Source organism: Fischerella sp. JS2 (assembly GCF_032393985.1).
Classification (GTDB): domain Bacteria; phylum Cyanobacteriota; class Cyanobacteriia; order Cyanobacteriales; family Nostocaceae; genus Fischerella.
In genome coordinates, this window is record NZ_CP135918.1 from 2,565,837 (window position 1) to 2,583,066 (window position 17,230).

9 protein-coding genes are annotated in these 17,230 nt (G+C 39.3%); 3 read left to right on the plus strand and 6 right to left on the minus strand.

The features are described from left to right. Positions 1 to 450 precede the first annotated feature (450 nt). Complete coding sequence (locus RS893_RS10595) at positions 451 to 3,234, plus strand: DUF3536 domain-containing protein (protein ID WP_315791128.1); 2,784 nt, start codon at positions 451 to 453, stop codon at positions 3,232 to 3,234. Positions 3,235 to 3,868: 634 nt separating this feature from the next. Here RS893_RS10595 and RS893_RS10600 read toward each other — a convergent pair. The 6 genes from RS893_RS10600 to RS893_RS10625 all read right to left on the minus strand — a co-directional run bounded on the left by RS893_RS10600 (position 3,869) and on the right by RS893_RS10625 (position 13,979). Then, positions 3,869 to 4,558 (minus strand): PHP domain-containing protein, encoded by a 690-nt coding sequence (locus tag RS893_RS10600; RefSeq protein WP_315791129.1) that lies wholly within the window; start codon positions 4,556 to 4,558, stop codon positions 3,869 to 3,871. A 544-nt stretch (positions 4,559 to 5,102) separates the two neighbouring features. Continuing rightward, positions 5,103 to 6,131 carry a phosphoribosylformylglycinamidine cyclo-ligase gene (purM, locus tag RS893_RS10605; protein ID WP_315791130.1) on the minus strand — a complete coding sequence of 343 codons (1,029 nt, stop codon included), beginning with the start codon at positions 6,129 to 6,131 and terminating at the stop codon, positions 5,103 to 5,105. A gap of 462 nt (positions 6,132 to 6,593) precedes the next feature. Further along, positions 6,594 to 9,017: a sucrose synthase gene (locus RS893_RS10610; RefSeq protein ID WP_315791131.1), complete on the minus strand. Its 2,424-nt coding sequence runs from the start codon at positions 9,015 to 9,017 to the stop codon at positions 6,594 to 6,596. Between the two features lie 713 nt (positions 9,018 to 9,730). Continuing rightward, a complete protein-coding gene (locus tag RS893_RS10615) occupies positions 9,731 to 11,731 on the minus strand; it encodes a ShlB/FhaC/HecB family hemolysin secretion/activation protein (protein WP_315791132.1) in 2,001 nt (666 codons plus the stop codon). Between the two features lie 783 nt (positions 11,732 to 12,514). Further along, complete coding sequence (locus tag RS893_RS10620; RefSeq protein ID WP_315791133.1) at positions 12,515 to 13,201, minus strand: response regulator; 687 nt, start codon at positions 13,199 to 13,201, stop codon at positions 12,515 to 12,517. Positions 13,202 to 13,550: 349 nt separating this feature from the next. Next, on the minus strand, positions 13,551 to 13,979 hold the full coding sequence (locus tag RS893_RS10625) for a hypothetical protein (protein WP_315791134.1): 429 nt from the start codon (positions 13,977 to 13,979) through the stop codon (positions 13,551 to 13,553). Between the two features lie 620 nt (positions 13,980 to 14,599). Here RS893_RS10625 and RS893_RS10630 point away from each other — a divergent pair. Then, on the plus strand, positions 14,600 to 15,925 hold the full coding sequence (locus tag RS893_RS10630) for an FAD/NAD(P)-binding oxidoreductase (protein WP_315791135.1): 1,326 nt from the start codon (positions 14,600 to 14,602) through the stop codon (positions 15,923 to 15,925). Positions 15,926 to 16,418: 493 nt separating this feature from the next. Beyond that, positions 16,419 to 17,162, plus strand: a complete 744-nt coding sequence (locus RS893_RS10635) for an SGNH/GDSL hydrolase family protein (protein ID WP_315791136.1) — start codon at positions 16,419 to 16,421, stop codon at positions 17,160 to 17,162. Positions 17,163 to 17,230: the final 68 nt, after the last annotated feature.

The following is a 17,230-nucleotide window of genomic DNA, read 5'->3' on the forward strand; positions in this document are numbered from 1 at the left end:
GGTTTACTACTCCCCACCTCCCTATTGTCCCTAATCCCCACTGCCCCTCAGTAGTTCCGATATTTCACTATTTCCACACAGATGGCAAAATTTGTAAAATAGAGTGGAGTTTTACGGAGAATTAATAAATTTTCGTTGTAAAAGTTTTTATTAAACCGTAAATACTACACTAAATAATGATGTTTAATGTATTAAAAGACAATTAAATTTTTGGTACTGCCGGTGGAAAAACCTGTCAAGAGGCTTTTTCAATGGCTGTTTTATTCCTGAACTTCGGGAAAGGACTGCTTGATAATGCAGATTACCCGTAATACTATGAGCTATACTCTAATTGCATTCATCTCGTCGTTGCTGTCTACCAACGCTAATATTTACTGGGAATGCCGCTATAAAAGGTACGCATATATTTGTCGGCACAATTGCAAGTATTTTTGATTTTGGATATACTACATGACTTCTGCTGCTGAACTGCCAGGTCAAACTGGCATAAATTTGACATCCCAAGAAAATTCTACAGACACCAAAATGCCTGATCCCTTGATGACGGCTATGGGTGTTTACGTGACTGTACACGGTCATTTTTATCAACCACCACGGGAAAATCCATACTTGGATGCGATCGAACGCCAACCGGGTGCAGCACCTTTTCATGATTGGAATGAACGAATTCATCACGAATGCTATCGCCCGAATGCTTTCGCTAGGGTGCTAAATGACCGGGGTGAACTAGTGGGGATCGTTAATAATTACGAGTTTTTGAGTTTTAATATTGGTCCAACGCTGATGTCATGGCTAGAACGCCACGATGTAGAAGTTTATCAGCGAATTTTGGAAGCTGATCGCAAATCTTGTGAACGTTTGCATGGGCATGGCAATGCGATCGCGCAAGTATATAACCATATCATCATGCCTCTTGCCAATGATCGCGATCAATATACGCAGATTCGTTGGGGCAAAGCAGATTTCCGATCCCGCTTTAAACGCGATCCCGAAGGTATGTGGTTGGCAGAAACTGCTGTAGACTACCCGACTCTCGAAGCATTAGTCAAAGAAGGCATTCGCTTTATTGTCTTAGCACCTTCACAAGCACAGCGTTGTCGCCTTTTACCTACTAAGGAAAATCCTCATCCAGAATGGCACGAAGTCGGCGGTAGTCAGATTGATCCCACCCGTCCCTATCGTTGCTATCTCAAACCTACACTCAGCACAGCATCCTCTCCTTTGAGTACAGTTTCTTTATCTCCCAGAGATGGGGATCAGGAAATAGAAAATCCCACTTCCCAATTCCCCATCCCCGATCACCAATCCCTTCCCTATATCGATATCTTTTTCTACGATGGTCCAATTTCGCGGGACATGGGTTTTAGTGATGTTCTTTATAATTCCGGTCATTTAGCAGGGCGCATTGGTTCTGCGGTACGTGGGGATCATCGTCCTGCCCAGTTAATTTCTGTAGCGACAGATGGGGAAACCTTCGGACACCACAAGGGAGGAACAGAAAAGACTCTGGCATACGCCTTCACAGAAGAGTTCCCTCATCGGGGTTGGACAGTTACCAACTTTGCCCATTATCTCAGCTTGAATCCTCCAGCCTGGGAAGTAGAGTTAAAGCCAGTTACCGCTTGGAGTTGCGCCCACGGTGTTGATAGATGGCAGGATAATTGCGGTTGTGGTGGTGGCGGTGAATGGCATCAACAATGGCGTCGCCCGTTGCGAAATGCCTTAAATTGGTTGCGGGATCGCCTGATGGAGGTGTATGAAGAACACGGTAGACAGTTTTTCTCTGATCCCTGGCAAGCACGAGATGAATATATCGAGGTAATTCTGGATCGATCGCCTCACAATATTCACCGCTTCCTGGCGGGCCATCAAACTCACAAACTTACCAATGCAGAACAAGTAGACGCTTTGCGCCTGTTGGAAATGCAGCGTCATGCTTTGTTGATGTTTACTAGTTGTGGTTGGTTTTTTGAAGAAATATCCCGCCCAGAAGGAACGCAGATTCTGCGTTATGCCGCCCGTGCTTTAGAACTAGCGGGAGATGTCGCAGGTGTGCAACTAGAGAAAGAATTCCTCAAGTGCCTTGCCATTGCTCCTAGTAATGTTAATATTTTTAAACATGGTGGAGAAGTTTACCGCCAACTAGTGGCGACTTCACAAATCACATTTAAGCAAGTTGCAGCTCATCATGCGATCGCTTCTTTGCTTAATAATCACAAAGGCGAAACCCGCAATGGCAATGGCACATCACCCAACAACTGTACTGTCAAATATTCCCATCCTTACCAAAAACGCGTTTATTGCTACAACGTTCATGAGTTAGATTACCATCTGCAACGGCTGGGAGCATTGACACTAGCAGTCGGACACTTAAAGCTAATATCGGAAATCACTTGGGAAAGTGAACATTTAGTTTTTGCAGTGTTGCATTTAGGGGGTTGGGATTTCCATTGTTGCATTCAACCATTTGAAGGAAGACGCACTTACAGTCAAATCAAAGAAAAATTATTGGCATCGCTACAAAAAGCGAGTGCAGCGAACACTATCTTAGTGATGATGCAGTTATTTGGGGATCAAGCATTTAGCTTAGAAAATCTCTTTGCTGAAGAACGTCATCGCTTGATGCGGTTGTTGAGTCAAGAAACATTGAGTCGACTAGACCAACTTTATACACAGACATACCGAGATAATTACGGTGTACTGATGGCATTCCATCGGGATGAATTGCCAGCACCACAAGAGTTGCAAGTAGCAGCAGAAATAGCTTTAAGTTATCGGTGTATGAACACACTGCGCGCCTTAGAGCAAGATATCAGCGAACCGCAACTAAGTATAAATCATATCCTGGAATTACAAGCGATCGCTAGTGAAGCAAAACACCTGCGCTGTCGGTTAAATATTCTTGAAGGCAAGCAGATGTTAGAACAGTTGATTCTGCGATCGCTTTGGCAATTATTGCACGATGCCAATGGTACATTTGATGCAGATATCCAGCGCTTGGAAAGATTGATTGATGTTGCCTATCAGCTAAATGTAGGCATCTGTTTGGATCGTTCTCAAGAACTATACTTTAGTTGTTTGTACAACAAAATTTTGTCTCAATCTCAAACAGCGATCGCTAATGGTGAGAACATTATTAAGCATCAGCAGTTATTGAAGTTAGGGCAAAAATTAGCCGTTGATGTTAGTTACTGGTTAGATTCAGATGGGGTGATAGACCTCTTGCAAAAATAACAATTACCCCTCCCTAACCTTCTAATATTAAAAGTTTTTCCTTATTTTTCCTTGTTTCGGACTACCATGTTACACAAGTTGGATTTACCCTTTTAATCCCCCAATATTCGGAAGGAAACAACAAATCCAGTTCCCTCCCCTCGTAAAGGGGAGGGTAGGGGGTGAATGCAGCTGATTTTTGGATCTGTGGATGCTATCGCCTGCCATTCTCGCCCCAACTTCTCACTAATTTCCACAAAATCCAGATCATCAACTAGTTCACCATTGAGAAAATCTTCCACAGTGGATAAAGATACTTCTGCATCTGTTGCTAAAGCCTGTGGATTGGGATACCCTTATCGCTGGAGAGCTGATTTAACCTGTTGAATGCTCTCTAGAACTACTCGAAGCGATCGCGCCATTACTTTTCAATTTTTATACCACCTCAAGCTCACTCTAAGGTGATTAATAGAAAACAAGAGTAATTACACTTAAAATAGAGATTCGCGTAGGTGCGATCGCATTTTTAGTAGTAAGTATATGTGTTGCCCTAAGTTACACACCGAATCAAAAATAGGAAGTTAAACGATTGAAAAAATGATGAATGCTGGAAATTTCAGAATTCATAATTGATAATTCATAATTTTTCCCGTGTTTACAGTCGCTGTAATATACTTAAACCATGAGTATCAGTACCACAGGTGTTATAAAGTCCGTATTCAGCAGCTAACTGTTGGACTTGTTGTGATTCTGTCATACTAGGTTGCCAAGGTTTTGGGTTATTGTAGGCGTAGAAAGTCTCTACACCATTAATACCTAGTTCAGCAGCAGCAGGAATCAATTCTAAGTGTGATTTTCTATAACGTGCTGGATGAGCAAGTACCGCTAATCCACCTGCTTGGTGAATAGCAGCAATGACGTTAGCTGCTTGATATTCTTCGCCTGTGGTAATTCTTCTTTGGATGTATGGCTTAATACTTGGATGTGTAGTATCGAAGGCATAAGCCAAAATATGAACTTCTACACCCAGTAAGTTAGCATTAATTTCTACACCACTCCACAGGTAGGGAATACGTGCACCTGGGTTATTCCATTGCCAATCTTCCAACCACTGTTTTGCTACTTGGTAGCCAGATATACTATGATGATCGGTAATGGCTAGCCCTTCTAAGCCAATCGCGATCGCCTGTTCCATTAACCCACTAGGCTGCAATTTACCATCTGAGTAGACGGTGTGCATGTGAAAGTTGAAGCACTTCGGACAACTTTGAGCATTGATGTTTTGAAATACTTCTTCTAATAATTCTCTAGAGGCAAAAGCAGTCCGAACAAAATTGACAGTCATAACCCCCTCTTTTTTTGTTTATGAGTGATAGTTAACACCCCAACACAACTATCTATAGTTTTGAAAATACCAACACTTCTATATAGTGCTAGTAGTCTTTTTTTAAGCTTGGTTGGTAATATTTTTCAATATGTTAAGACTACGTTAGCAAATTCAAACGCAGTCGGTCATGAGTATTTTCGATTGCCAACCTCAATAAAAGTAATAAATGTTGCTAATAAACTCAGTTTTTTCCACAAAGAATAGATATAGAAATAACGATTAAGATACTTATTAAGTCATATCATGTCCACTTGAATACTTATATTATTCGTTGAGGTCGGTAATGGGTAATGGGAAAACCAATGACAAAAACTCAATGACTAAGCTTTATATCGTAAGCAATTAGCCGGACTTGATATCAATAAGAAAATGCAACTAATTTAGTAAAAGGCAGAAGGAAAAAATCTAAGAGCAACAAGATTCGCCGATTCGCATTTTACATTTAATTTTGTCCGCCTACTTAATAAAAAATAGATTTGCTCAGATGTATTAATTTTGCCATTTACTCTGGCAAACCTAATAATTCGCCTGAACCAGTAATTACTTCACCAATTGTATAGGTTGCAATATTTTGTGACTCAAAGTGATGCATTACTTGTTGAGCTTGTTGCGGAGGTACAAGTAAGACAAAACCTATGCCCATGTTAAAAGTGTTATACATTGCTTGAGAACTGACTGAACCAGTTTCAGCCAACCATTGAAATACAGATGGAATAGGCCAACTGTTAAGGTTAATTTTAATTGCTTGTCCTTGTCCTAAGCATCTGGGTAAATTTTCTGGTAAACCGCCACCAGTAATATGAGCCATACCGTGAATTTCTAAACCCGCTTGGCGCGCAGCGAGAACAGGTTTGACATAAATACGGGTAGGTGTAAGGAAAATTTCTCCTAAAGTTTTGCCCCCAAGGAGTTCCGGGCGCTGAGCCCAAGCCAAGCCGTGGTCAGAGATAATCTTCCTAACTAAACTATAGCCATTACTATGAACACCTGCACTAGCGAGTGCGATCGCCACATCTCCTAGTTGTACTTGCGAACCATCAAGTAGTTGGCTTTTTTCTACAACTCCCACACAGAAACCAGCTAAGTCATATTCACCTGCTTGGTAGAAACCAGGCATTTCTGCTGTTTCTCCTCCTAATAAAGCACAACCAGCTTGTTTACAACCAGAAGCTATACCCGCCACGACTTGGGTTAACTGCTCTTTCTCTAACTTACCAGTTGCCAGATAATCCAAAAAAAAGAGTGGTTCTGCACCAGATGTCAAAACATCATTAACGCACATTGCCACCAAATCAACCCCAACGGTGTCGTGAATGTTGAGAGTCTGAGCGATTTTGAGCTTTGTACCTACACCATCAGTACCAGAAACTAAAACTGGTTCCTGCAAACCAGTTGGTAATTGAAAGTAGCCACTAAAGCCTCCCAATCCACCCAACACTTCTGGTCTAAAAGTGCTATGAACCAAATTCCGAATCTGAGTTACAAAAGCTCGACCAGCCTCAACATCAACTCCTGCGTCCTTATAATCCATTACTTACAACACCGTTATCAATGCCCCAACCACCTAGATTATCACCTTAGACGCTTTGTGTGGTCATTAGTCATTTGTCATTTGTAATGAGTACTAATATCAAGTTCGGTTAATCACTTAGAATAAAAAACCTCACAAGAACAGCCCCTTCACCCCTAATCCCCACTCCCTTAGGGGAGTGGGGCCCCCGAGTTCCCCAGAGGGGACCCCCCATCCCCTCTCCTTAGCAAGAACAGGGGTGCCGAAGGCGGGGTGAGGTAAAAGGGAATTGTAAGTAATCATGCGAACTTGATATAACTATTAATCGATGACCAATAGACCTCTTGCACAAATATTTTTTACCCCACCCTAACCCTAAGCGAAATTGGGGAGGGAACAAAATCTTCCTACCGTTCACGGGGGGATTGAGGGGGGTTTATTCAACTTTTGCAAGAGGTCTATTGACGATTGGCTATTAACCTATTAGTAACGGTGCATATGCTCTTCTAACAGCATCTTAGCTCTTGGTTTGTAAATTAGATGAAACAACGACTCAATGTAACGTAGTAACTCCTCGCGTTGTTCTTTAGAGGTGTAGTTCCAGAAGCTGTAGATTTTTGCTAAAGACAACAGACGATTGGTATGGATTTTCCAAGTATAGTTGCTATAAACACGCTCTTGGCTGCGCTGGGAAATTTCGCTCCAGTAGTTGGGGTTTTGGTCACACCTAGAAATGAATTTTAAGATGATCTCTGCCACTTCTGTGTGATCGGTAGGGTTAATGTAGAATCCATTGATCTGATCTTGGATGATTTCTAAAGGTCCACCAAAGCGAGTCGCAAAGGTAGGTATTCCACTAATCATTGCTTCTAGAATTGTTAAACCAAAGGCTTCAAACAAGGCTGGTTGGACAAAAATTCCTTGATGATCGCCTATCACCCGATAAACTTCACCAGAGTCATCCTTGGATAAACGCACACCTAACCACCTAATTTTGCCGTGCAAGTTGTAGTGGTCGATGATTTGGTAAAGTTTCTTAATTTCGCTAATTTCTTCGTGATCGGTAGAATCTTCACTCTTGAGTTTACCTGCGATCAGGATGAGATTGCAGCGTTCTTGTAGTTCCTTACTTTTACCAAAGCATTCTGCTAAACCAGTGAGATTTTTAATCCTGTCTAATCGCGCCATAGAAAATATGGGGCGCTTGTTGGGGTCTGCTAACTTACCAAAAACCTGAGTTGCATCTTCAAGGGTAAACAAGAGGTTTTCCAAGCGTGAGCGATCGCTTAAATTTCGCTTCTCTATCCTAGAGTAAGGAAAATAAACATCCTCATTCACACCAGGGGGAACAATATTAAACTTAGGACTAAATAACTCAATGCCGCTCAGCACATGGTATAAATCCGGCATAGTAAAAGATTGATAAGACTCGTACTGACCAACACTATCTTGTGTACCAACAATTTCTTGGTAAGTGCTGCTGACAATGAAATTTGCCCCATTCATGGCAATCAAATCTGCTGTGAATTGCAAAGAAAAGTGGTATTTATCCTCTAGGTCTTGCCAATACAGATTACTGAAGAGATACTTAGATTTTTCCAGGGCGTGGGCAATAATGCATTGGGTTACATTCATCCGCCGTGCTAGCAAAAATGCTACCAAATTGCCGTCAGAATAATTGCCGACAATTAAATCGGGTTTGCCTTGCAACTGTTGTAGTAACTCTTTTTCAGCGTCAATAGCAAAGGTTTCTAAGTAAGGCCAAATTTCAAATCGAGAAATCCAATTTTGCGTCAGTTGGGGATTATATTCTCGAAAAGGTACGCGCAAAATCCAAGCATTATCAGTATCGTAAATTTTCTCTAGCTTCTGATTACAGGTAGTATCCTCACTATTGGGGATCAAACGTGTCAGGACAATCACTTTTGGTTGAATGCTAAGCACATCCAATCCTGATAGTTTGATGTTGTCTTGGATTTGCTTTTCTAGCCCTTTTACCTGGTCGAGAATATAGACTACCTGTCCACCTGTATCTGGTCTTCCTAGTACCCCTTCCTGGCCAAACCAACCGTGAGGAGAAACCAAAAGAATACGGAAAATCATCGGTATGCGGGCAATGAAATTTTCTAGTACCTGATGATCTGGTGAATCTATCAACTGATCCAGCATTTCCAGAGTTTCCTGTACCCGAGAGGCGGTGTTTCCCCAACCAGGTTCAAAACCAAGATTTTGTAATTCTGTGCAGAAATTTTTGTAAGCTGTATCAGATGGATACTTCCCTAATAAGGTTAATGCCCGTTTAACACAGTTAGATAAATGCTGTTGCGTTTGGATACGTTCATTAATCAGCAGTTGAGTATCATTGTAGCGGTGCAGACGCAGAAAATTAAACAAAGCATCTTGCCACTGACGATTGTCATCAAATAGTTTGCTAGATAGGTAGCGGTTGAGAAAAGCTACACCTTTGCCAATGTTTTTAGAGTCGCGGATTACAGGGGAATAGTCATAGAAGGGTTGAAAATCTATTTTCAGCACCTCACCCTCTTGGGGATGATAACGATTAACTAAGTGATCGCGCAAATTTAATAGTTCTTGAATGCTAATTGGTTCTACTGTGAAATCTTCTGATAACCGATAAGCTTGTTGAGTAGCAATTTGAGGACGGATGACTAAATAAACACTTTCGGTATCGAAAATAATTTCTTGAGTAAAATAAACCAACTTACTCAAATTAGAACTGTGGTAAAGATGGTCAAAATTTTCCTGTTTTTGGCAGTAATCATGAAATGAATTCAAAATTTCATTGCGTAGCAAATACTTTTTTTCTAACTGACGCAATAAACTTACAAACTGCCGTAAATTATTTTTCTCATCACCTTGCAAAATCTCTTGAATTAAATCAAACATTTACAAACCTCCTCTATACCTTGTCTAGAAGTTGATGAGTTTGGGAACAACAAAAACTGGAGGTTAATAATGGAATATATTCCATCAGAGTTAACCCCAATCTTCATTACCTCTAAAATTGTTTGTGTTCTACCCTGTGAGTATATATGCGTCTATTGTGTAGACTGTGGTACGCAGCTAAGCTGCCACATCAAATTGTTTACAGCAAAAACCAACCTTTAATGGTTAAAAAGGCGAAGCTTTTCCTTTGACTCTTGGCAGGAATTGTATGTATCCCAAGTTAATTTCCTGCCTAAAATACATCTCAACAGTAAGTTATTTTTTACTTCCTGTTTAGAAAATTGTCATTAAGTCGCCCAGGTTTTTAGCTGTAAATAGTTAATTAAGAAAAGAATGTTAAATGCACTCAAGCAATTCTGTTTGTAGTAATAATTTTTACTTTTTAGAGGTTTTTTAGGCTTTTTGAGCCAATTACTACAAACTTTCTTTAATTTTTACCAACTTATTTAAGCTGATAAGGAATTTTCAAACAATTAATCTTTGTAACCGAAATTTGTGACAATATTTTATTTGTCAACAAAATGTAACAGTAACATTCGTTAGTCAAGGGTTAATTGTTGGTTGTTGTTAGTTGGTGGTCATTTGTCATTTGTTATTAGTTTTTCTCCCTTGTCTCCCTTGTCTCCTCACACTCCTCACACTCCCCATTGTGATCAAAAGGGATTGGCAATAATGGAAAAGTACAAACCGTTTTCCTGCCATGAATCCTTTTCCTCGGAACCAATTGAGATTAAAGGAATGCCCCAATCAAGGCGAGCGGTAAGATTATCTTGAAGTTGTAAGCGTAGACCTAATCCTACAGATAGCAGGGTATTGCTATCGAGTTCAACTTGAAAGTCGGATCTGCCAGAATCATTCCAACCATTGCCAAAATCCACAAAAGGAGCTATCTGCAAAAAGTTGTTGCGTCCTGAGAAGCGAACGACGGGTACTCGCACTTCCGCAGATAGAAAAATGCCGTTGTCTGTTAATAAAGCATCTTGACGATAGCCCCGGACGGAATCTAGACCCCCAATACCAATTTGTTCAAAGGGAACGAGTGGTCTATCTGCTAGTTGTAGATCACCTCGTAGCAGCAACAAAGTGTCGCGTGCTAATAAGCGTACCCACTGGGCTTGTCCTCTCCAAGAGACAAAACGAGTATCAGGGAAGGTTTCGTTGATAGTGGCATCAAAAAGATCAAGTCCGACACTGAATTGAGAACGCATGGCAAATACTTGCTGACTATCACGAGAAACCCACTCTTGAAAAAAGCGTACAGCTGTTACCCGCGTTTTTCCTTCTGTGTCTGTACCTGTCCCAGGAAAAGGAATTTCCCCATCTAAAAAGGTAGCTTTGCTACGACGATGGCTTGCTGTTATACCTAAGGCAAATTCTTGAGTCGGTTTTTGTAGTAGAGGCTGACGCAGCGTTAGTTCGTAGTAACTGGAGTTGGACTGAATATCTAAGACATCAAAGGGTCTTTCTACAACAGTGTTGTCAGAAAAACCGTAGCTAAGCGACAAAGTACCATTGCGGGGATTGAGGGGCAAAGTATAATTTATATCAAAGGCATTACTACCATCCGTATTGGCGTAAACGGCGCTAATGCTATCACCCCATCCAGACAGATTAGCTTCGTTTACTTGTATTTGCCGACGAAAACTGCCGACAGCAGGCGATCGCCCATTGTCCAAAATCAACTGTACGTTAAAACTATCGGCTTCCTTGACTTGTACTTCTAGTAAACTTTGTCCAGGGCGAGTTCCGGCTGATAGTTCTGCTGATAAGTTTGCAATTAAAGGATTGAGTTGCAATAATTGCAATGCTTCTAACAAGCGATCGCGGTTCAAGGGTGGTTTTGTGGCAATGGCAAGGCGACTTTGCAAATATTTAGGGTTAAGTCTGTGGGTACCTATTACTTTTATATCTTCTAGTCCCCCCTCAACTACCCTAATTTCCACTACACCATTCTGCAATTTTTGTGGTGGGATATAAGCTCCAGATGTAATGTAACCTTGATCTACATAAAATTGAGTAATTTTTGAACGAAGCTGAAATAGTTCTGCAAAGGTAATTGGACGATTAGCAAAAGGTTCAGTAATTTTGTCAAAGTCCTCAGGGCTAAAAACAGAACTGCCCGTGACTTTAAATTTTTTCACAATGATAGTTTGAGGAACTTCACCGCTTGGGGTTGGTTTTGGAGTTGGAGTTGTTGTATCCCGGGGTTGCAGTAATTCTTCTGGAGGCGGTAGAGGTTGTGGTGGTGACTGTTCTGGTAAGGGCTGAGTTGAGGGTGGTTTACCAGGTTCAGGTCTAATGTTTGGAACTTGAGCAGTTTTGTAAGCTGGTATTTGCGTTGTTTTATCTCGCTGCGCGAGGAAGGCAGAGGGCAGGAGGCATCTATGTTGAGTTGTCGGTTGAGCAGCCCTATTGCCGTCCGAGCTTTTGGGTTTAAGACCCCCGCTAAAACGAAGTTTAGCGGATACGAATTGCTGGTGGGTATGAATCCCCCAGGAACATCGCTGCTTGTGCCCTCTGCCTCCAGCATAGCTGCCTTCTTCATTTACTTGCGCTTTCAACGGCTTGATTGTTGTTGCACTAAAAATTACTACTATGCTCAACCAACACCAGTATTTATACATGTTTGATTGAAATTGAATTTTACTGGGCATGGTAAAAGCTATGTAACACGCATAAGTAGAGGTAATTAAACGTAGATGCTTGGACAACTATAAAAAAATTAATTTTTTACTAGCTGTTATTCCCTATATATCAATAATTCATCTTTACTAAGAATAATAAGAAAAAATTAACAAAATTAGTCTAGTTTTTAATCAAACTTTTTTGTAATACTTTTGATTTGATATTAGTTTGTTTTGAAATTGATTATTATTATCTAAGTTTGAGTATTCAAAAAATTAAAATTAACGAAGCCATATTCAAATCTAAATTTTCACAATGAAAAATTAAGTTGTTTATCACCATTTTATAGTTAAATCATATACTATTTTGTATTAAGTAAATACTTAATAATTAACATTATTATTTATACAATAACTTGTTAGTTTCAAAGCTTAAACTAAAAGGACTATAGTTGCAAGTACTTATCGCTTAAATAATATTAAAAAACTTACTTAAAGAATTAATGTATTAATTATAACTTAATTAATAAAAAATATACTATTAATAATTCTCTCAAAAATAAAGTTTATGTGTATAAATAATTATATGTATGTAACTTGAATTTTGCCACAATTTAGCCTGTGATGAAGCATGTGGGCCAGTCTAGTTGCGAATGGTTCATTGTTCTAGTTTGAGAATGTTTATCAAACTCACATTAATATAATTTAATAAGCAAAAACAATGATCGCCTGATTTTGCTACAACAGAACAGACAGGCGATCACTGATAAAAAACTAATTTTTGATAGCTATGTACTAAATATTCAAGGTTTTTTAGTCTATTAAACCTGCTTCTCTTGCACGAATCTGAGTTATTATTCTGATATTTTTACCTTGGTTTTTTAATTCCTGACAGTCAATGCCTAAAGCTTCTTGAAGTTTATCCCAGTAGTGACGCACCATGCGTTCTGAAACACAGATATTTTCAGCAATAGCTTTATCTTGTAACCCTTCTTGAAAAGCTAGATTTAAAAGTGTTAAACACTCTGGTTTGATTTCTAATTCCGAATAGATAGATTGGATATCTTTAATATGAGTTAATCCTTGCAATGCCCAACTAACTCTAATGAGCATTTCTTTACTGGAGAGACTTTTATCAGCAACTGTAAAGCCTCCTTTGTGTGTATCGATTGCAGATTTTATCCGCACTAATTTTTTCACATGTTCACTTTGAATTACAATATTAAGCTTAGGATATTTATCGAGTAATTCACTGAGTAATTGTATACCTGTACAAATTCGTGCTGTTGCTCCCTGTTTTTCTGGCAAAAAAATATCCATTATTACTAGGTCAGGTTCTAGCAATGAAATTTGATTTAAAACATTTTCGGCAGTGTTAGCAGTAATTATTTTTGCATGTGGGTATTGGGAGTATAGTAACCTAAGTACTCCACTCAGGCATATTTCATGACCATCAATCAAAAATATTTTCAATGTAGCGTGCGGTAAATCTTTGTTCATGCTGTATTACTCACATTTCAATACTTTTCGGAATTAAATTCATTTCTGCTACATCACCGCAGAAATTATGAAATCAGTAATCACAGGAGTAGAAACAAGCAGAAAGTTTGCTCATTCTCATAAATCGAAAACCCAAAACAGCAAACACTAAGCCAAGATTTTGATCAACAGGATGAACGTAGACTTTCAAAACACGTCTACTTGCTGCCTCCGTAGTAATACTTCTCAAATCAATGAGTATATTACGGCGTTTGTTACAAACTGTAACATTTATATCTATAAAGAATATTCAGTATATTTAATTAATAACCGAAAAATATGAAAGCGATCGCACCTCCTAGTAAAAAAATTAATATCTGTTACTAGGTAAAAAGATTAAATCTACTGTTTCACCTACTGCTAAACCTAAACCAGCTAATAAAGTTAATAACAATAATGCATCTCGTTTGCTAAACCCAGCAAAACGTAACTCTATTTCTGCTAAAACCGTAGTTGCTAATGGCGTAACTATAAAAGTAAAAAATATCGGTAAAAATGCTACTAAAATCACTGACGAACTTAAAGCAAGGACAACAATTAAGATTTGAGAACCATAATTCAATAAGCGGTTCAACCAAGATAGACTCCGTCCCACTAAAGTGAATACCAAAGCAACTACTAATACTCCTACAAGCCAAACAATATGATTAACAGACAAGTACCATCCTAAAAAAGCGTAAGCCAGCCAATGCAACATTAAAGGTGTCCAAGGAAACTGGTTAAAAAATTCAATATTCATAACCTAATTGTTCATATAAATTTACCTTTTTTCTGTAGGTGGATAAAGTGTTGAATATGTTATACATCATATTTCTCCTCATGCATATTCCATCAGAGATAGGACTTACGCACTAGTAACGGAAAAACGAACCGCGTAGGACGCAAAGGACACGTAGACGCGTAAGCGGCTTCCCGCAGGGTAGGAATAAGAGTTTGAGAGAGTTTTTGCGTAAGTCCCGAGATAGATGCTGATTCAAGATTCAATATCATGTCCGTTTAAGGACTTATGTTATCCGTTGAGGTCGGTAATTGGTAATAAATGATAATTGCTTATTTTTTCACTATGCCCAATGTTTAATACCCAAGCTTTATATCGTAAGCAATTAGTCGGACATAATATAACCTATTTAAAAAATTATTATCTAAGTAACTTTTAAAATCGAGTATCAAAATAACCTAGTTTTTATTGCCGCGATATTATTGTAACAAGTTTCTAAGTATCTATCTTTCTGTAAAGAATATCTAAGTAATTCAGTTGACTGATATTATTAATAGACACAATTATAAATTGACCAAAAATTGTAGCGGCTCTAATCGAATAGCTCTTTCGATAGCTGCCTGCGATCGCTGCTGAAATATATGTCATCATTTATTCAAAAAAAAACGAATTTGCTCATAAGTACTGAGACCTCTGTTATTCAAGAAACACAACATTACCAAATAGTTATTGTTGGTGGTGGTGCTGCTGGCGTTACTGTAGCATCTCAGTTGCATGCCAAAAATAGCAAACTCGACATTGCTATCCTGGAGCCGAAAGCTCAACACTATGATCAACCTGCTTGGACTTTGGTAGGAGGAGGTGAATACAGCATAGATGATACAGTCAAACCACAAGCCAGTTGTATTCCCAAAGGCGTAACTTGGATTCAAGACTACGCAACCGAACTAAACCCCGATGAAAATGCCATAATTACCCGTTCTGGTAAACAAGTGTACTATGATTACTTGGTGTTGTGTGCTGGCATTCAAATTGACTGGCATTTAATAGAAGGCTTGCAAGAAGCACTGGGTAAGGGAGGAGTGTGCAGTAATTATGCATTTGAATATGCTCCTTATACCTGGGAAGTGATCCGGAATTTTCAGGGAGGGAATGCTTTATTTACCTTCCCAGCGACACCAATTAAATGTGGTGGCGCTCCTCAAAAAATTATGTATATGGCTGATGATGCTTTTCACCGTCAAGACGTTAGCAACAAAACAAACGTTATGTTTTGCTCTGCGGTGGGTGCAATTTTTCCTGTTCCCGCCTATGCAGAACGATTACTCAAGGTAGTTGAGCGCCGCCATATTCAAGTTAAATTTAAACACAATCTCAGGGCAATTCGGGCAGCAGCCAAAGAAGCGGTATTTGATGTCACTACAGATCAAGGTACACAGCAAGTAACCATTCCCTATGACATGATCCATGTTACACCGCCAATGAGCGCTCCAGATTTTATCAAAACGAGCAAATTGGCAGCGAGTACAGGTTGGGTAGATGTAGATAAACAGACATTGCAGCACAATCAATACCCCAATGTCTTTAGTTTAGGGGATGCTTCTTCCCTACCCACTTCTAAAACTGCTGCTGCTATTCGTCGTCAGGCTCCTATTTTAGTGGAAAATCTTTTGGCCTTAATCTACTCTACCTCAATGACAGGAAGCTACAACGGCTATACTTGCTGTCCGTTAATTACTGGATATGGCAAAGTAATCATGGCAGAGTTTGACTACAGTAACCAACCCATATCTACTTTCCCAATAGATCCCAGAGAGGAACGTTATAGTATGTGGTTGGTGAAGCGTCATGTTTTACCTTGGGTTTACTGGAATCGGATGTTAAAAGGTAAGCAGTTTGAAGGTGATGCGTTGAAGTTGAAAGGGTGGAAACAACAGACTACTAGTAGTACTCCACATAAGTTCTAAGGGTTTGCAAGGGGATAGCTCCCCGACTTTAAAAAAAGCCGAGAAGCTGACCATCATAAATTAATGTAGTGGACAGCTATATCAGTATTAAACTTTCCAGAATTAATAAAGCGATCGCAAGTTTTGATGGAAACTCCTTGAGGAATTCTTCAATGAGTTTTAAATCAAAATAATTTGAAATTTTATTTATCTATTTATTTGATTATTTGAAATGTCAAAATATTAAGTCAAAAACTGTGTAATAACTAGCATAAAAACATGAATTATCACTTAATCAATTGTATTCATGGTGATGATAAATTGTATATATAGTATTGTTAAAATAACGAAGAATCAGGTTGCATTCTATTTAGAGAATTCTGTCTTGTACAGATATTTAATGGCATATCTGTACAGCAATTAGGAGAGTTTTATATTCAATTTTTGTCTCCTCACTCTCCTAGCAACCGCTACAGAGCAAGTTAAATGCATATCTTACTTAAGAGGTAGTAATATGCGTCGTTGGTGGTTGACAAATTTAAGCGTTGTCGTGGCGTTTATGGTGTTAGAAGTAATAGGTAAGAGTAGTTTCAATGGGACAGCATTGGGTGTTAACAAAAGTAACAAACCACTTTTAATTGCACAAAATTATACTCGTACCCGAATCATGCCTCTTGGTGACTCAATTACTGGAGGAGAGGGAGGTCAAAACAGCTATCGTCGCTTACTTTGGTTTTACTTACTCAATGCAGGTTATAGTGTTGATTTTGTTGGTTCACTCCGAGTTAATTGTGGCAGAACTCCTTCTTTGCCGGATTTTGATTTAGACAATGAGGGTCATTGTGGTTGGCGGGCCGATCAGATACTTGCTGGGATTGACGAGTGGGCAAGCAAAACTCGACCAGATGTCGTGCTGATTCATCTAGGAACAAATGACCTTGGTAGCGGAGAAACCCCAGAAAGTACAATCGAGGATATACGTGGAATCATTCAAAAGCTTCGATACTACAACCCATATGTAAAGATACTGTTGGCTGAAATTATTCCATCCTGTGGAAGTTTGGAGCGTAAAGCATTATTTAATGCACAAATCCCAACTCTTGCCAACCAAACCAATACATATCAATCGCCTGTTATAGTCGTTGATCAGTATACTGGTTTTTATCTTTCTGATACTTTCGATGGGTGTCATCCTAATGATAATGGTGAATCGAAAATGGCTAACCGTTGGTTAGAGGCTCTCAAAAAGGTGCTTTAGCTAAAACCGCAAGAAGCCTCCCACCTACCCGAAGGAGGTGATGAGATGAATTGCTCTTTGATGACGAA